At 54.4% G+C, this 14705-nt stretch carries 24 protein-coding genes and 1 pseudogene; 9 read left to right on the forward strand and 16 right to left on the reverse strand.

What is annotated here, in order from left to right; genetic code table 11:
• Positions 1-29: 29 nt before the first annotated feature.
• Entirely contained in the window at positions 30-755 is a 726-nt protein-coding gene (locus tag ACA043_RS10490) for a hypothetical protein (protein ID WP_497659127.1), read from the forward strand.
• Positions 756-767: 12 nt separating this feature from the next.
• On the opposite strand, the gene ACA043_RS10495 is transcribed toward ACA043_RS10490, so the two are convergent.
• Positions 768-950, reverse strand: a complete 183-nt coding sequence (locus ACA043_RS10495) for a hypothetical protein (protein ID WP_497659128.1) — start codon at positions 948-950, stop codon at positions 768-770.
• Between the two features lie 151 nt (positions 951-1101).
• On the opposite strand from ACA043_RS10495, the gene ACA043_RS10500 reads away from it, so the two are divergent.
• Positions 1102-1290 carry a hypothetical protein gene (locus ACA043_RS10500; protein ID WP_497659129.1) on the forward strand — a complete coding sequence of 63 codons (189 nt, stop codon included), beginning with the start codon at positions 1102-1104 and terminating at the stop codon, positions 1288-1290.
• 72 nt (positions 1291-1362) lie between these two features.
• The gene (locus tag ACA043_RS10505; protein WP_497659130.1) at positions 1363-1983 is read left to right on the forward strand and encodes a hypothetical protein; all 621 of its coding nucleotides are present in this window, start codon (positions 1363-1365) and stop codon (positions 1981-1983) included.
• Positions 1984-1995: 12 nt separating this feature from the next.
• On the opposite strand, the gene ACA043_RS10510 is transcribed toward ACA043_RS10505, so the two are convergent.
• From ACA043_RS10510 to ACA043_RS10530, 5 genes are all read right to left on the reverse strand, one after another.
• Positions 1996-2301: a hypothetical protein gene (locus ACA043_RS10510; protein ID WP_497659131.1), complete on the reverse strand. Its 306-nt coding sequence runs from the start codon at positions 2299-2301 to the stop codon at positions 1996-1998.
• 75 nt (positions 2302-2376) lie between these two features.
• Entirely contained in the window at positions 2377-2841 is a 465-nt protein-coding gene (locus ACA043_RS10515; RefSeq protein WP_497659132.1) for a hypothetical protein, read from the reverse strand.
• The gene (locus ACA043_RS10520; protein ID WP_497617398.1) at positions 2838-3080 is read right to left on the reverse strand and encodes a hypothetical protein; all 243 of its coding nucleotides are present in this window, start codon (positions 3078-3080) and stop codon (positions 2838-2840) included. Before ACA043_RS10520 ends, ACA043_RS10515 begins: the two co-directional genes overlap by 4 nt.
• Positions 3077-4705 (reverse strand): YqaJ viral recombinase family protein, encoded by a 1629-nt coding sequence (locus ACA043_RS10525; RefSeq protein ID WP_497659133.1) that lies wholly within the window; start codon positions 4703-4705, stop codon positions 3077-3079. Before ACA043_RS10525 ends, ACA043_RS10520 begins: the two co-directional genes overlap by 4 nt.
• Complete coding sequence (locus ACA043_RS10530; RefSeq protein WP_497659134.1) at positions 4702-5592, reverse strand: RecT family recombinase; 891 nt, start codon at positions 5590-5592, stop codon at positions 4702-4704. Before ACA043_RS10530 ends, ACA043_RS10525 begins: the two co-directional genes overlap by 4 nt.
• A gap of 116 nt (positions 5593-5708) precedes the next feature.
• On the opposite strand from ACA043_RS10530, the gene ACA043_RS10535 reads away from it, so the two are divergent.
• Positions 5709-5975, forward strand: coding sequence for a hypothetical protein (locus tag ACA043_RS10535; RefSeq protein ID WP_497659135.1), 267 nt, complete (start codon positions 5709-5711; stop codon positions 5973-5975).
• 102 nt (positions 5976-6077) lie between these two features.
• Here the strand turns inward: ACA043_RS10535 and ACA043_RS10540 are convergent, their stop codons facing one another.
• The 6 genes from ACA043_RS10540 to ACA043_RS10565 all read right to left on the reverse strand — a co-directional run bounded on the left by ACA043_RS10540 (position 6078) and on the right by ACA043_RS10565 (position 8838).
• Entirely contained in the window at positions 6078-6272 is a 195-nt protein-coding gene (locus tag ACA043_RS10540; RefSeq protein WP_497659136.1) for a hypothetical protein, read from the reverse strand.
• Complete coding sequence (locus ACA043_RS10545) at positions 6269-6460, reverse strand: hypothetical protein (RefSeq protein ID WP_426201076.1); 192 nt, start codon at positions 6458-6460, stop codon at positions 6269-6271. Before ACA043_RS10545 ends, ACA043_RS10540 begins: the two co-directional genes overlap by 4 nt.
• Positions 6457-6861: a hypothetical protein gene (locus ACA043_RS10550; RefSeq protein ID WP_497659137.1), complete on the reverse strand. Its 405-nt coding sequence runs from the start codon at positions 6859-6861 to the stop codon at positions 6457-6459. The genes ACA043_RS10545 and ACA043_RS10550 overlap by 4 nt, the downstream gene beginning before the upstream one ends.
• A 547-nt stretch (positions 6862-7408) precedes the next feature.
• On the reverse strand, positions 7409-7681 hold the full coding sequence (locus ACA043_RS10555; RefSeq protein WP_134786221.1) for a hypothetical protein: 273 nt from the start codon (positions 7679-7681) through the stop codon (positions 7409-7411).
• A gap of 60 nt (positions 7682-7741) precedes the next feature.
• Entirely contained in the window at positions 7742-8317 is a 576-nt protein-coding gene (locus tag ACA043_RS10560) for a hypothetical protein (protein WP_497659138.1), read from the reverse strand.
• A 41-nt stretch (positions 8318-8358) separates the two neighbouring features.
• Positions 8359-8838 (reverse strand): hypothetical protein, encoded by a 480-nt coding sequence (locus ACA043_RS10565; protein WP_497659139.1) that lies wholly within the window; start codon positions 8836-8838, stop codon positions 8359-8361.
• 132 nt (positions 8839-8970) lie between these two features.
• Between ACA043_RS10565 and ACA043_RS10570 the strand changes: the two genes are divergently transcribed.
• Entirely contained in the window at positions 8971-9228 is a 258-nt protein-coding gene (locus ACA043_RS10570; RefSeq protein ID WP_497659140.1) for a hypothetical protein, read from the forward strand.
• Positions 9229-9294: 66 nt separating this feature from the next.
• Here ACA043_RS10570 and ACA043_RS10575 read toward each other — a convergent pair whose 3' ends face one another.
• The 4 genes from ACA043_RS10575 to ACA043_RS10590 all read right to left on the reverse strand — a co-directional run bounded on the left by ACA043_RS10575 (position 9295) and on the right by ACA043_RS10590 (position 12573).
• Complete coding sequence (locus ACA043_RS10575; protein WP_497659141.1) at positions 9295-9792, reverse strand: DUF4411 family protein; 498 nt, start codon at positions 9790-9792, stop codon at positions 9295-9297.
• Entirely contained in the window at positions 9789-10922 is a 1134-nt protein-coding gene (locus ACA043_RS10580) for an ImmA/IrrE family metallo-endopeptidase (protein WP_497659142.1), read from the reverse strand. Before ACA043_RS10580 ends, ACA043_RS10575 begins: the two co-directional genes overlap by 4 nt.
• 161 nt (positions 10923-11083) lie before the next feature.
• Complete coding sequence (locus tag ACA043_RS10585; RefSeq protein WP_497659143.1) at positions 11084-11305, reverse strand: hypothetical protein; 222 nt, start codon at positions 11303-11305, stop codon at positions 11084-11086.
• Positions 11306-11784: 479 nt separating this feature from the next.
• Positions 11785-12573, reverse strand: a complete 789-nt coding sequence (locus ACA043_RS10590) for an XRE family transcriptional regulator (protein WP_497659634.1) — start codon at positions 12571-12573, stop codon at positions 11785-11787.
• A 116-nt stretch (positions 12574-12689) separates the two neighbouring features.
• On the opposite strand from ACA043_RS10590, the gene ACA043_RS10595 reads away from it, so the two are divergent.
• The 4 genes and pseudogenes from ACA043_RS10595 to ACA043_RS10610 all read left to right on the forward strand — a co-directional run.
• Complete coding sequence (locus tag ACA043_RS10595; protein WP_025110113.1) at positions 12690-12893, forward strand: Cro/CI family transcriptional regulator; 204 nt, start codon at positions 12690-12692, stop codon at positions 12891-12893.
• Between the two features lie 81 nt (positions 12894-12974).
• Positions 12975-13397 carry a phage regulatory CII family protein gene (locus tag ACA043_RS10600; RefSeq protein WP_497659144.1) on the forward strand — a complete coding sequence of 141 codons (423 nt, stop codon included), beginning with the start codon at positions 12975-12977 and terminating at the stop codon, positions 13395-13397.
• Positions 13398-13554: 157 nt separating this feature from the next.
• Entirely contained in the window at positions 13555-14406 is an 852-nt protein-coding gene (locus ACA043_RS10605) for a BRO-N domain-containing protein (protein WP_497659145.1), read from the forward strand.
• Between the two features lies 1 nt (position 14407).
• A pseudogene (locus tag ACA043_RS10610) lies at positions 14408-14705 on the forward strand (phage replication protein); the annotation flags it as partial.

Genomic DNA, 14705 nt, shown 5'->3' on the forward strand with positions numbered 1-14705 from the left:
CCCGGCATGGAGCCGGATAGGGAGGCCGCGTGTCAGATAAATTGGTTAGTTCGTTTTATACTGGTTTTTTAGACCAGCTTGGTAAGCTGGTTGTTGGGTCGGGTGCAGTTCTTGGTCTGGCATATGTTTCTGGTTGGATTTACAGCGTTTTTCTATATTCATTTTTGAACGCAACTTGGGTTATGGATTTCATTGATCCACAGGGTTTCATAAAGGAGGGGCTTCCACTGGTGCTCGCTTGCACGGTTGTTGCCGTCGTTTCCTTTTTCTCTTTTTCAGATTCAGATCATATGAAGGGTTTTGGTAATTCTTTGTTATTTTTTGTCTCTACTATTGTGTTGTTTTCATCATTTGTTATGTCTCTATTCGGGAAGAATCTCGAGACTATCGGCTGGGTCAATGTCCTGCTCGCACTGTTCTTTATGTTTTACTTTTCGTCTGCGCTAGGGTTGGCGATAAAAATGATCGAGGAGAAAAAACCTAGGTTTAAAGTTTTACTTGTCTCCGCACTTGGGCTTGGCTCAATTTTGTTTGTGTTTCCGTTTTACATGGCAGATCAAAATGCGAGATCATTGAAATCTGACTTTTCAGGTCGATCTGCTGTTGTTGATGATAAGGGCAATGTCGTCGGGGTGCTAGTTAATGCGGTTTCAGGAAAATATTTAATTGCTGATTGTGCAAACCCGTCCCAAATGTTTTTTGCAGAAACCAAATCTTCGCTAAAAGTTAGGCCCGCAAAACCAAGATGTACATAGCGAGGCTGTAGCTTAATAAATCTTCGGGTCGACGATTTGATCGTCTTGCTCGCCGGGGTGCTTCGCCAAGTACAGCAGCCCGGCAGCTCTAAACTGTCGCAACACCTTTTCACTTGGCGCATAAGGTGTCGTGACACAGCGAAGCATATTCGCCTGGGTATCGAAGTCGGTGGCGATCAGGTTCATCAACAGCAACTGGTGAACCTCCTGCTGCCTTCCTGCGCTGCTTGATGGCCTCCGCCGTTAGCACCTGTTCCTCGGCCATGGTCTACCTCTTCAATTCCGCTGGCCGGCTCGTCACCAGGTGGTGTATCTATGACTCAACTCACACTGGCAGGAGGCCGACATGAGGTTGCAGAGCGATGTAGATGCGCTGGCGGCGATCGAAGAGGACGCCAAAGTAATGCTGAAACCGATAGGGCTGCCTGACGATGCAGTGAAGCTTGAGGTGGTCGTGTTCCTTCGGGAGGTGATCGACCTGGCAAGCTACATGGAGTCGAAGCATCGGCTGGTTGAAGCCCCGGGGTTCGTCTGAGATGGCGCATTGCCCGCCGTTGCGGTATTTGTGTTCGGCCCGGCATGGAGCCGGATTAAGGAGTATTGGGTCGTGACAGAGTTAAAAACAGCGAGCTGGTTTCGCCCTTTATTTTCCGTCCAAAATATTCTTTTGGTTTCCGCAACGTGTTTCTTCGTTGCGCTATTCGATTTAAATAAATCAGAGCTTGCCAGTTGGGTTCAGGCGGTAGGGTCAATAGCTGCGATTATTGCAGCATTCTTGATTGGGAATGAACAGTTAAGAGTACAAAATCAGCTTAAAGAAAAAGAGCTGCGCGCTAAGTCGGCAGCGTTTTATTTTATAGTGAGGAATGCGGTGAATAGCGTTCGGTCATATGAATCTATTCTCAAACATAATGATCTTGCGAATGCGCTGCTGAACTGGAAGTTTATCCATTTTGATCTCATGAAAAATGCAAAAAATTCTATGAGCCAGATCCCTTCTTATGAATTGGTAAGTTATGAGCTTGTAGATAGCTTTCACCAGATCTGTGGCAGTATTGACTCGGTGATTTCAAAAGTTTCAATAAAAATTGCAGGTGATACTATTCAGCTGGTTGACTTTGAAGATATGAAAAGGGATGTGGAAATGCAGTGGAGGTTGTGTGAAGGGAATTGGTTGCGGTTCAAATTAGCCTCAGAGGAAATTCATGGGCCGATCGATTTGGATTAGCATGTTTCCAGGCTAGTCTGTACCAGTCAAAGCGAACGCCTCAAGCTGCCGCGACTGCTTTTCCGTAATGACAATTTCAGGTCGCGACATGTTGGCGAACCGGCCTGACTCATGGGCCGATGCGCCGGCGAGGTTGATCAGCAGTGTCGACACCGTCTCCTGCCATTCCTCGAAGTCGTGGCGCTCGCCGAGAACATTAAGGGCATCATCCAATGCCTTCGACACAATCAGCGTTCGCTTCTCTGCGCCGATCCGGTCGAGCAGCGCCTTCTCCTTGGCTCGCTTGTCCTTCTGCAATTGCGCATTGCTCTTGGCCATGGCCTACCTCTTCAATTCCGCTGGCCGGCAAGTCCAGCCAGGTCTGTCGTTTGCGTTGTTGGGTGCGAAAACGTCTCACGCGGCTACCCTCACCTGATGCCAGGCGCCGGCGGCGTAGAACAGCTTCGCGGCTTCGGCTTCATCCAGCGAGACCTCATCCGGAATGGCTATCCAGCCTGATGCAACCATGTGGGTCGGGTTGCAGCTGTTACGCAGCTCCAAGTAGTAGTGCTCGATGGCATCGGTCAGGTGGTCGACCTTGTAGATACCTTCGGGCGAGATCTCCACCGACTTGATGTACTCGGCGCCGCGCTCGTCTCGACACATGGCGCCGATGTAGATCGTCCAGCGGTAGGAGAAGTCGAAAATCGCGTTGGCGATCGCCAGACTGCGGATCTGCCGGCAGCTCTTCCAGTTCGCCATGATCTGGCTGCCGCTGGGATCGATGTTCACCACAGCGACGTGGTTGGTGCGCAGCAGCGCCCGACAACTGCGCTCTGCCCGGGCGAAACCGTTGTTGGGTTTGCGTTTCGACTTCATAGCGATTCGGCCATTTTGCGAAGAGCCTTTCGATCGGCGGCCGATATCGGCTTCGGGCGCCGCTTGAGGACCGTTTCAGGGTCTACCCAGTCCCGCCGCGCAGGCCTGGGCTCCATCCGAACCGGCGACAGCTCTTTGAAGGTGCCGCCGGGCCGCGTCCAGAAATCAGCCATCGCAGCGGCGATTTCATCCGACTTAGTTTGTTTTGCTCGAACTGCGTTGAGGTTGAGGCTGATCATGCCGCCACCTTGACCAACTTGACGCCGGCCATGCTGAACTTGGCGCCTTGAGCGGCGACCATCGTGTCGAGCGCTTCCCATTCCACCGTCAGCACCGAAATAGGGGCTTGGCCATAGGCGACAGCTTTGATCAGCAACTCCAGATCGAACACTTCGGCCTGCAAGTTCACCGGCGTTGCGGTGGTGGTCGCTGGCTTCGCGGCAGACTGAATTGGCGCAGCGGGTTTCACCGGTGCAGGGCTGGCAACTGGTGCAGGCTCGACCGGCGCGTTGGCTTTCGCCTCGTCGGCGATTCGCTGCAGCTCCTCCTGACGGATCTGCGCGCGCTGTTCTTCGGCTTTCTGCTCCTCGGCCTTCTGATGCTCAGAAATGCGCACCTTGATCAGCGCGACCAGGTCGTCGTTCGCTTTCATCACCAACTGCTGCACATCGTTGAACAGGAACCGGTAGTCGGCGGCGAGTTCGTCCAGGCTGGCCAAGTTGCTCCGGATGCTGTCGCCGATTTGGCTGGCAGCGATTTTCGCCCGGGCCAGTTCAGAGTCGGCGGAGTCGCGCAGACTGCTGATCGTCTTCTTGCCTTTGATGGCTCCGGCGAAATCCGCTGGTACCGCAGGCATCCGGGCTTTGCCACCAAGCGAAGTGTTGATCTGGTCGATGTGCGTCTGAAGCGCCTTGGCTGCGGTCATGACGATATCTTCGCGGATGCTCACCTTGCGAGCCTTCACCAGCTTGTCGAGCATCAGGCGCTTGGCACGCGCCTCGCCGCTGATTTCGTCGATGGTACGGAACAGCGCGTCGATGCTTTCGGTTTGGCTCAGCGCATGCTGCTTTGCAGCTTCCAGACGCTCCTCGACATCGCTGCACCATTTGACCGCTTTCTCGGCGTCGGCGAAGTGCTGATCGGTTTCCAGCTCGGTGTTGATCGAGCCGAAGACAGCCAGCGAGTGGGCTTTGAACTGCTCCAGGTTGCTGGCGGTGACCATGCCGGTTACTTCGATGCGCAAGGCTGGCAAGGACTCCGGTGTTTTTCCAACGGCTTCCGGCGCCGCTTCAGCAGGGGTGAAGTCCTGCAGATCGGCTTGGAACTGTTTCCAGCCGGCGACGAGCGTTTCGGCGCGGCCCGGTACCGGCGCGTATTCCATCGAAACGAAATTTTCTTCAGTGCCGTCGGAGCAGACGAAGATCACCTTCTCGGCGTCGCTCACCAGCAACTGCTGTTCGAGCTGCCAGTAGTAGTGCGGATCGAGGCTGCCGGCGCGAACGTCAGCAGCGAGCTGCTCATTCCACATCTTGTGTTCGAAAAGCACATCGCCAAGGATCGTGCAGCCGTCGAGCGATGCGAGTAGATCACCTTCGGTGCCGACCACGGGAAACAGATCCTCTCCGATTCGTGCTTCGAGGATCGGTCGAGCGAGCGCCTCCGCTTCGTGCCCCTTGTCGAACAGGTTTTTCTGTACCCACCATGATACGTCCCGATCAAGGCCAGTCTTTTTCGCGTGCAGCAGTTCGGTGCGCTTCATCTGCTTCGAGGCTCCCATCATTGCTGGCGCCTCTGATGCAGTGAAGTAGTTGGCGCGGAGCGCATGCCAGGCTTCGGAGCCCTGAGCGACATTGTGGATTTTCATTCTTTATCTCCTTCAATTGGCGCGAGCGCTTTGATCTTGGCGATCTGCTCTTCGCTCAGGGTGAATTTGCTACTGACGGTTGCGATCAGGTGATCAGGGGCAGAACGGCCGGCGTCGACAGCGATTTGCCATTTCGGCAGGTTTTCGGCGAGCTTCTCGTCGGGGTAGGGCGGAAGCTCAGTTGGTGCCGCGCCGCGCGCCGGTGATACGTCGCGAATGGTTGGCGCGGATTCTTCGAGTTCATCTGGGCTGTACACGCCGAGGATCACGTCCGGGCAATAGAGGCGCGACCAGCGCTTGGTGGCGAGGTACGCCAGTTGCTGGCGAGGGTCGTCAGCCCAGAGCGTGCTGTTTCGAGTGCGAGCCTGGGCCAGAAGCAGCTCAAGCACGCGCGGCTCGTCTTCGCCGCGGAAGGTCGCCCAGACCTTCACGCCCAAACCTTGCTCGTCCTCCAGCTTCCAGCCCGGCTGACGGTATTGTTTGCCTTCGCTATTGGTCTTGATGTCGAACTGGCCGATCACCTTTTCCCATGCTCCGAACCACTCGTAGTGCAGGCGATCCACCACCGGCGCGCAGGTGGTGATCACCGCGTTTACCAGTTGAGCCTCGTAGCCCAGCACGCCGTTGACCAAGTGCGTTTTCTGCGCCACGGCGAACGGGTTCATCTTCCACTGCATCGATTGCATGACGACCGCCAGACAATCCGCTGAGTTGCCGTTGAAGTGCTTCGGCAGCGTAGCCCGGCCCAGCGCCATCACTTCGGCAAGGCGCATCATCTTGTCGAGACTGTCGCCATCGAGGACCAGCGAGCTGGTGCTGGTCGCCGCATGAGGAAGAACGTGCAGGGTTTGTTCGTGCGCCACCGGCGCCACGCTTTGTGCGGGCATGACAGTTCCTTGCCGCGCGGTGCGCAGCGATTAAGTGGATAGTTGAGGAAGATGCTGGTGACAATTCTTCGAAGGTTGGTAGCATCTCTGCCAACTACTCAACAAAGGGACTTGTCATGACCAAAAAAACGAAACCGCCATCCTTTCGAATCCAATTTGACGCAATGCGGGTTTCGATCGAGCACCGTGGAAAAGGAAGCAAGTTTGGAAACGTTGACTCGCTCTTTTTCCGTACTGAAAACGGTGTAACGTCTATTCAGTACGCAGGAGAAATAGCGGAAGAGGCGTACAACATGATTCAAATGCCTAGTGATCCAGATTTCTTGCGCAAACTAGCTAAAGAGCTCAAGGCTTTGGCGAAGAAGCTCGATCCTATTGAGTGATGCGATCGGCGAGGGCGCTGAGCAGCATCAGGAAGCTGAAAACGCCGAGGGAAGAGAGTGCGCCGCGCCAGATGATCAGGCGGCGCGCCCATTGGCGACCTGTCACGGCCGAACTCTCACGGCGATGCGCTTACCCTTCATGGAAGGCGCAAGGCGCTGCGGGAGACTGGCGACCAGATCCTCACGCTTGCGGCCGATCACCTCGTTGAAGGGAAGGCCAAAACCGAGAATGGCGATCTTGTGTTCGATGTCGTCGAGCTGCTCGTCGATCAGGGATTTAACCGGTGCCGTACTCATGCCGCCTCCTTGCGCTGCTGACAAATGTCACGCAGCCGTTTGCAGTAGTGGTTGAATTCGTCGATGGAGATAGCGCCGTCGGTAAAGAGACGGGTGATTAGCCCCTGAACCAGCAAGCTGATGTCTTCTTCACCGGCCGGCACTGACACGCCATCGAGAGCCTGGTCGATCAGAATGTGCGGGCTCAAAAGCCGCACTCTCTTTCAACGTGGTCACTCTCCCGTTTGGCATCCCGATATTCGTTGGCGTGTACTGCGACCAAGTCACTCGCCAACGACCGAACGATCTGCGGATCTCCGCCGACGGCCTCAACGGCCCATTCGTGCAAAATTCCACCATCACCGCGCCTGATCAGCTCGATCAAAATCTTCTCGATGTAGCGATCAGGATCCGGGGTCGCGGCCATGTAGTCCGTCAGGGCTTCCGGCAGGTGGTCAGCGTTGACCAAAACTTTGCTTCGGCCCACCGGGTTTGGTGCCTCGATGTGGCGTCGGCACAGCAGATCGTCGACTGATTCACTCAGCCATTCCTGACCAGCTTCTGTGTCGAGAAAGTCGTCTTCCGGGATGAGCTTGCGTAGAGCTGACATGGTCGCCTCCAGAGTGGCGGGGTGTTGATCCAACAAAACTCGGATGCACTCATCCGCTCCGCTGGTTGCCGTTGGGCGCGGAGGGGAGTGCATTCGGGATTGGTCGGGGAGGGTTGCCGGGTACGTCTCCGGCGCGGGCTTTACCGCCGTGGTGCTTGTTGCTGGCTTGATTGCGCGCAAGCTACCCCGCGTTGATGCAGATGCCCGGTGCTGATCTCCGGGTTGAGAGTCATGCCGAGGTCAACGGCTTGCGCCTACCTCAATATCAGTTATTACGAGCCGGTACCGCGCGGGCATAAAATAGTACTTAGCCGGTCAGCGCTCACTCTCGGAACTGTTAGTTTTTAAACCTGCCGATCAGCCTGGGCGTGCATCCGCATCGGGGTGTGATCTGGCCGGGGCTCAACCGACATTCGGCGGAAGGGGTAGCCCTGTAGGCGACCGGCTGGCTCATCCGCTGCCCGAGACTTAGCCTCAGATCACACCCCGATGCGCTCTCATAGAGAGGATCGGGCAGTTAACGACAGGCTGTCGTGGCGCTGGTTGTTCAATCGTCGTCGCTGGCTTCGATCATCTTTTCGATGTCGGCGGCGACCGGCTTTTTCCAGTTTTTGATCTGCCCTGTCTCCAGATCGATGTTCAACATCAGGTAGTCGCCGTAGTGCTCGCCCGGGAAGAAATCCGGGACATAGCCGGTATAGGCGGCAACTTCATCGCCCTGCGCATCGTGAAGCGTTACGCACACCTGATCACGAACCTTCATGCAGGTGCGCAACTCGGTCACGTCGACCTGCACCGTCTTTTGCTGGTTGATTTGCATGCTGCTTTCTCCGGTTGTTTTCCCGTCTGGCCCTGTCGCCAAGGCCAGCTAGTGAAATCGTCATGCAGCAGCCTTGCAGTCAGCCGCCGTCATTCGATGTCCGTCCTCGCACTCAACGACTCGCACGCCGCTGGTGAGCCCGCACTCAGCGTTGAGTCTGTTCGCCTCTCGGATGCAGGCATTCAGGTCGGCGTTGGCAAAGACCTGTAGCTCTCCGCGCAGGGTGATGTGGATTACCTTGTTCATCGTCTTGTTTCTCGGTTGTTTTCCCAATGCACCCGTCACCAGGTGCATCAGTGAAAAATTCCGCTGATCCTTCGGCGCTACTGGCGCGGTACAGATCGATTCAAATTGTTCCTCCAGCCGCGGGCCTTTCGGCTTGTTCTCCCGCTGGATAACTGCTTTCGACGTTTTACGCTGCACGCCCGGGTCAGTTGCCAACCCTCTGAACCGTTGAGGCCGGTTCATCGCTGCCTTTGAATCTGGGCCGGTGGTGATCCGGCAAGTTGGAGCGGTTTCGCTAAAGAGCTGCGCGGCTTTCGCTGCTGGGCCGTTGTTGTCGGGCCTGCGAATAAAAGTAGCAGTGCTGCTATTTAAAGTAAATAGCGCTGCTAATAATATTTTCTGCGGGCACAAAAAAGCCCGCGTTTGGCGGGCTTTAGATGGGGTGTATGATTTTACCTTGTTGCATTGAGTACCTTGCGCATACCTTCCATATCGTCTTGCGAAATCTTCCCCTCAGTACCGCAAACCTGGAACTCTATGAGTTTGGCAGAGGAAAGACGCTGGAGATTGGCGCGGTCTACTCGCTTTTCGAAGCGCTCTATGACAGCTGGACTCGCGCCAGCTGACGAGTATTCAAGCTCCAAATATGGGTCTAGAACTCCGTCCACAAGCCAGTTCGTATGGTTGCAGTCCCGAAAACTCCCACCCTCGCTCCAAGTCATCAGCTCGATCTTGTAGTACCCAGGGACTAAATCGCCTTTTAGGTAGAGCGCGACGGTCGAAAAAGAGAAATCTTCGGCATTGGACGGTAATGCGTTCCAGGTAACAGCTCTGTTTCCGGTGAATCTGTCCGTCTCATCCTTGAAAACTCCAGCGCTAGCTGAAAGAGAGTTGATAAAAAAGAGTGCTGCGAGAAGTGCGCGGTAAACCATGGCATCCCTCCCAAAATAAAGCCTGCACCTTACCATTCGTGGCGCTGCGCCACCATTGGCCGGCTCGGTAGGGAAAGATTGCTGGTCATCTGCTATAGCTTTAATTGAGATGCGCATCTGAGGGAGCGGGCCGTGAATACGAGTGAGTTTGGAATGAAGGCTTGGGGAGTCGCGACCGTTGTGCTGGCAATCGCAGCGCTCGGAATCGTTCTTCTGGGAAGTGCCTATCTAGGTTTGAATGGGAAATTTGTGGAGGGGACGCCGCGCTGGATTGCCGGGCTGTACTCGGCGATCAAGCAGAACGGAAACGTCGTGGCAGGAATATTAGGTTTCAGCGGCCTGGCCTGGTCGAATTTCTACAAGGCTTCGGCGAAACTCAGCGATGGGTGATGTGGAAGCAAGAAGCCCGGCGCTGGGCCGGGCTTTAAGGGGTCTTAATTCAGATTGCCTATTAGGCTAAGGCCTTTCTATAACGAGTCTCGCTTGCAGTGTGTCTAACAGGTCAAACGATGTGATGTAGTTGACGTCAAAATCTTTGCAAATATTCGGGATTTTGATTTTTTTACTGTTATCTGGAGCCAAGACCTCGTGAGTAACAATGGTCTTGCCGGTCGTGGCCGCTTTTGCAATTAACCAAGGGTCTGCACCTCCCAAGAAACGAATCTTTTCCGGATCTGTCGGGAGCTTCATGCTCATTACATGCTCGGCAATTCGCCCGAAAAACTCTTGAGTATCCTTGTCATCAATTGCATCGAACTGCGCTTGACGTTGCTTCACCCAATCCGATAACTCATCCCCAAAGTCGGACAGCTCCTTGTAAACCATAGTTATGCTAGATAGTTGTCCTCGCTGAAAAGCCGTATCAAGCCAATCCCAGAAGCCAGGGCAGAAGTTCATTCGATAATGAGCGTTTTTGGCTTGTATGTAAGAGTTGGCGTCTAGTAGGTAGCTCAAAATCCAAGTTCCTTCTTAGAGTATTCAGAAATCTTGTGCGGCTTTATTCCCATCAGCCTAGATGCATCTCTGAATAGCATACGACCACTCAAAGCCTCACTTGCCACGGCTTTGGCCAGCGTCTTGCTGATCCGCCCAGTTTGTAGTCGGGAGTAGGGAGGTGCTCCATCTTTATTTCTTGCTTTGTACGCTGCTATTTTACCGCCAATAAACTCACGGTATTGAACCTGGCTAATGAACCCTAGCGTCAAGGCGCGCCTAGCAACCACCCACTCACTGACATGGAATGTCTGCGCGATAAAAGGAAGGTTGTCTTTCCAGTTATCGAGTTGCTTCCAAGTGGCACGAAATTCCCGCTCTGGCGCCAGCAGTTCAGCGGCAACTGCATTACAAAATATTTCTTCTCTGTTGTGAGTTTGTGGCTCTGCATCAGATACGCCAGACTTTCCAATCCAGATGTGCGAAAGTTCGTGGATAAGAGTAAAGAGGCGGGCCTCAGGGCAATCTGCGGTATTGATGAATATTACAGGCGCTAAAGTGTCGCTCATTGCGAAACCGCGAAATTCATCAACCGATAGCGGTCTGCTTGTATTGTTGTTCACAATACTATTGCGCATAACAAGAATTCCGATATTTTCTATGCTTTGAACAAGCTTAGAAAAATAATCATCAAAATTTCCGCGTTTCGGCATTTCGGGTATTCCCAGTTTTTGCCGCATACTTACGACAACTGCAGGAATACCATCGTCAATACCGAGGATGCCTACTACTTCGTTTCTCTCGTATCCCTGAGAGGTCAACCAACTGCGGTACCAGTCTTGTCGCTCCATAGCCCAGCGGATTGTGTCTCTAAGTGCGAGACTATAACTTGGCTCTCGACCGTTAACAGTTCTAAGGTCGGGTAGCGGCAGTTCTTCAACAGGTGGTTTCGCCAGATACAAATAGCCAAAGGGAATGTGAGTGTGATGCGCGTAATTCATCGCTTGGTTAAAAGAAGGCCGTTTCGCGCCGTCTTCCCAAGCGAGCACGTTGTCCTCAGCGGTCCCAATACTTTTCGCAAGCGTGCCCGCACTGATTCTTGCTCTCGAGCGAGCCCATCTCAGTATCTCCGGATTGATTAGCGCTTCCATGTGCGAAACCTTTTATTAGACATTACACATACACCTAGCATACGGCCTGACTCTACGCGACAAAGACGGCGCCTTAAAGCAATTCGTCACCGATATGCCGGTCATTCATCGCGTAAAATTGCGCGCCTGCTAAGGCTTGGCTCTCACAATCTGACTCGCCATCAATTCGTTCGCGCACCATAAAAGTGCTTGAGTAAAATCAGCTCTACCACCGCCACGAAAACGCAAAGCACAAGAAAGCCAGGACTGAAAACGCGCTTACGGCCGGACAAGCCTCCACCCATCCAGCTAACGCCTGTTTCGCTAGTTGTCAGTATCAGGAAAGCCACCCAGACACAGGCCCAGACCTTTCCCCAGACGCCAAGATATTTCCATCCGGTCATCTCTGTTCTTCCGAATCCTACTTCCAGTGTGTCAGCTCGTCTGCCGTATGACCTGGTAACTACGGCTAAGAATCGTGGAACAGAAACATTCCGTCCTCGCCGGATTCGTTTGAAGCCGTCAGAGCTCGAGCTGCAAGCGCCGTGGTTTCATGATGGTCGAAATCGTAGCGCGGAGGCATGACTAATACGCTAGTCCACCAAGGGTCTCCGTCGATCAGCAGGGGAAGCTCGTGACACTGCAGATCATCCTCATTAGATCTCGGACCGAGCGCAATTCGAAGTGAGCTTGTGAGGATTGAAGCCCCAGGGCGATTGTGATGGTTAGCCACCACACATCCATAAGCCTTCAAAACGCTGACAATCCGATCTAGATCTGACTCATCATTCAAAACGGCCACAACCGGCATATCGCCATCCTTTGCAATGCTGATAAAAGTTCCTCGCCCGACGTCGCAGCGGCTCTAATAGAGGAGTTCAGCCTATCTGGAATACATCGCCCACCAGAACACATGCCCCAGAATCGAGATCTGCTGCTCCTGGATCTGCTGGAACGTGTAGTCCTCGTCCGGATGCTCATCGCGGTTGAAGCTGCGCAGCCGAATCCCGATGGGGATGCGGTAGACCTGCTTCACGCGAAGCTGGCCATTGTGGTTGATGGCGTACATCTCGCCGTCGACGATATCGCTCAGAGAGTTCTTGCCGACGTTTACGCCGACTGTCGCGCCATCGCGCAGCACGGGCACCATGCTGTTGCCGCCAACCTTCACGCACTTCGCATTGCTGAACTGAACGCCATTGTGGCGCAGGTCCTTCTTGTTGAAGCGCAGGCGCGAGTTGGCGCTTTCCTCAATCGCAAACCTGCCAGATCCGGCCGCCAGTTCGACTTCATGAAGGAAGGGGACGTAGACCTCGTCGTCATCGAGCGGGGTTTCGTCGTCCCAAGTCTCGATGCTTCCTAATTTTACGCTTGGCTGTATGCGGTCCTGCTGCACGCTGGCAACAGTGGATAACAGTCGAGAGCTGACCTCGCTTGCATCGAAGTTGAGCGCCTTTGCTAGCTTCAGCAGCGCTTCAACATTTAGTGGCACCTTCCCGGTGGCGTATTGGCTGAATGCGCTTTGCCCGGACCATCCGCATGCTTCGGCAACGTCCGCCTGCGTCAGGCTGCGCCCGGCCGCTTTAGCAGCTGATTTCCGCTGTTCGTAGATAGCTTTGAGCCTGGCGCTCTCGGCGACTTCTTCTGGGGTGAGGGGGCGACGTATTTTCATACGAACAAGAGTATTAGCAGAGCTGATATCCAAGCAAACAGCGCTGCTAGTATTTTGTTGCTGATAAAAAGCAGCACTGCTACTATCCATGGCAGATATCAAGCCGTGGAAATTCCATGAAAAAGATCCCTTTGAGCAAATACCTAGAAGAGCACGGCACTCAAGCCGCGCTTGCTGCTGCTCTCGGCGTGAACCAGAGCGCGATCTCGCAAATGGTTCGAGCCGGCAGAAGCATTGAAATCACCCTTTATGACGACGGGCGCATTGAGGCGAACGAGATTCGCCCGATCCCTGCGCGACCCAAACGCACAGCAGCTTGAAACGTTAGTTGCTGACTGCCTGAACAAATGATCGCCCACGCACTGGCAGGGCGCCACGGAAACAAATTTGAGGTTTTACGAATGGAAGATTTTCTGCGGGCCTGCCAGAGCGCTGTTCTGGACAACGAAGCCAAGACCCTCGCTGCAAAGATGGGCGTTCCTCACGTTGGCCTGCTTCAGCGCGCCAATCCGGACAACGACGCACACCACCTGACTGTGGAGCATTTGTTCGGGATTCTGTTGCACACCGGCGACATAAGACCTCTAGCGGCACTGGCAAACGAGTTTGGTTTCGAGCTCGTTGCGAAAGCCGCGCCGGAACCTCAGGCACTCACCAAGTCGCTGATCAATGTCGGGAAAGAAGTGGCGGATCTGACCATCGCGGTTCACCAGGCTCTCGACGACGACCACGTCAGCTGCTTCGAAAAATCCATGATCCGCCAAGAGATCAACCATGTTCGGCAGAGCTTGGATGTGATGGACGCCTCGGTTAAGGCCGCCTGAGGAGTTTGCGCATGCGCAAACTTTATTTCCGGTTGTCGCGCAAAAAATCGAAAAAAAGGGGCCATCAACAGCACTGTTGAAGAAATGGAACAAATAACAGACACAAAAAAGCCGACGGGCAATGTCGGCTGATTCGCAAAACTAGAGAGGCCCGATTATGCAGAGCCAACCGAATTCGAGCAACACCCAGAACAATGACGCGACACGTTTTAACAAATCACAAAACGTGTCGCGTACAAATGCAGTAATTCCTTTCGACTTTGATGGTGGCGCCATCCGCGTCATCACCGACGAGCTCGGTGATCCGTGGTTCGTTGCCCGTGACGTAGCCGACGCCTTGGGTTATGCCAAGCCAGAGAACGCTATCTCCCGTCACTGCAAGGCCGCAACCACTACCCCGAAACAGGGTGGTGGTTTCATGACCGTAATTCCTGAGCGCGATGTCTATCGTCTGGTGATGCGCTCCAAGCTGGTCGGCGCCGAACGTTTCGAGGAATGGGTGGTTGGTGAGGTTCTGCCTAGCATCCGCAAGACCGGGAAGTTCGACGCCGCCAGCCCAAGCAGTTCAAAGGTTGTCGGGGAACTCGCGCTCATGGAGTGTTACACGCGCCTGCTCAAGCCTTCACCATCCAGCCAAGTAATGATGCTGGCGAAGATCGCCACCAATAACGGTCTGGAGTCGAGCTTCCTGCCGGGTTACGCGATCGATGCCGCGCCAGATGCCACTGGCGGCAGCTCGATGCCGACGAAGGCGGTCACCGCGTTGATCAAGGAAAACGGCATCGCTTGTACAACGCGGGCGTTCAACCTTGCTCTTGAGGCCCACGGTTTCCTCAAGCAGCTCCATCGCAAAAACTCCAAGCAGGAAATGGTCGACTTCTGGTCGGTGACTGACAAGGGCCTGGCCTACGGCAAGAACCTCACCAGTCCTCAATGCCCCCGCGAAACACAGCCTCATTGGTACGTGGATCGTTTCCCTGAATTGGCCAAACTGGTCGGGAAGGCCTGATATGCAATTCACCGTCACGATCAATCAGGTGAAGGCGCTGGAGTGGGGGCTGAACTCTCAGCAGGCTCTGCTGTTCGCCTTCGTCTACGGCTGCCCGAGCTGGACCAAGCCAATCAAGACTGACGACGGGATCTTCTTCGCGCTGAGCAAGGCCAAGATCATCGAGGAGCTGCCGCTGCTCACTGACAAGCCAGACACTGCTTACCGCATGCTGAAGGCCCTGGAAGAGGCCGGTCTGATTGAGCTTCGCCCTGAAGCATTCCGACTCACCGAAAAAGGCTGTGAGTGGAACCCGAACC

Source organism: Pseudomonas sp. LBUM1648 (assembly GCF_059716145.1).

Bases quoted from the DNA above. Each gene is read 5' to 3' on its own strand.
- ACA043_RS10555 (WP_134786221.1), bottom strand. From the start codon at position 7,681: ATGCAAATCAACCAGCAAAAGACGGTGCAGGTCGACGTGACCGAGTTG.
- ACA043_RS10515 (WP_497659132.1), bottom strand. From the start codon at position 2,841: ATGAAGTCGAAACGCAAACCCAACAACGGTTTCGCCCGGGCAGAGCGC.
- ACA043_RS10565 (WP_497659139.1), bottom strand. From the start codon at position 8,838: ATGGTTTACCGCGCACTTCTCGCAGCACTCTTTTTTATCAACTCTCTT.
- ACA043_RS10595 (WP_025110113.1), top strand. From the start codon at position 12,690: ATGAAAAAGATCCCTTTGAGCAAATACCTAGAAGAGCACGGCACTCAA.
- ACA043_RS10580 (WP_497659142.1), bottom strand. From the start codon at position 10,922: ATGGAAGCGCTAATCAATCCGGAGATACTGAGATGGGCTCGCTCGAGA.
- ACA043_RS10590 (WP_497659634.1), bottom strand. From the start codon at position 12,573: ATGAAAATACGTCGCCCCCTCACCCCAGAAGAAGTCGCCGAGAGCGCC.
- ACA043_RS10500 (WP_497659129.1), top strand. From the start codon at position 1,102: ATGAGGTTGCAGAGCGATGTAGATGCGCTGGCGGCGATCGAAGAGGAC.
- ACA043_RS10540 (WP_497659136.1), bottom strand. From the start codon at position 6,272: ATGAGTACGGCACCGGTTAAATCCCTGATCGACGAGCAGCTCGACGAC.
- ACA043_RS10585 (WP_497659143.1), bottom strand. From the start codon at position 11,305: ATGACCGGATGGAAATATCTTGGCGTCTGGGGAAAGGTCTGGGCCTGT.
- ACA043_RS10535 (WP_497659135.1), top strand. From the start codon at position 5,709: ATGACCAAAAAAACGAAACCGCCATCCTTTCGAATCCAATTTGACGCA.
- ACA043_RS10550 (WP_497659137.1), bottom strand. From the start codon at position 6,861: ATGTCAGCTCTACGCAAGCTCATCCCGGAAGACGACTTTCTCGACACA.
- ACA043_RS10530 (WP_497659134.1), bottom strand. From the start codon at position 5,592: ATGCCCGCACAAAGCGTGGCGCCGGTGGCGCACGAACAAACCCTGCAC.
- ACA043_RS10605 (WP_497659145.1), top strand. From the start codon at position 13,555: ATGCAGAGCCAACCGAATTCGAGCAACACCCAGAACAATGACGCGACA.
- ACA043_RS10600 (WP_497659144.1), top strand. From the start codon at position 12,975: ATGGAAGATTTTCTGCGGGCCTGCCAGAGCGCTGTTCTGGACAACGAA.
- ACA043_RS10525 (WP_497659133.1), bottom strand. From the start codon at position 4,705: ATGAAAATCCACAATGTCGCTCAGGGCTCCGAAGCCTGGCATGCGCTC.
- ACA043_RS10510 (WP_497659131.1), bottom strand. From the start codon at position 2,301: ATGGCCAAGAGCAATGCGCAATTGCAGAAGGACAAGCGAGCCAAGGAG.
- ACA043_RS10520 (WP_497617398.1), bottom strand. From the start codon at position 3,080: ATGATCAGCCTCAACCTCAACGCAGTTCGAGCAAAACAAACTAAGTCG.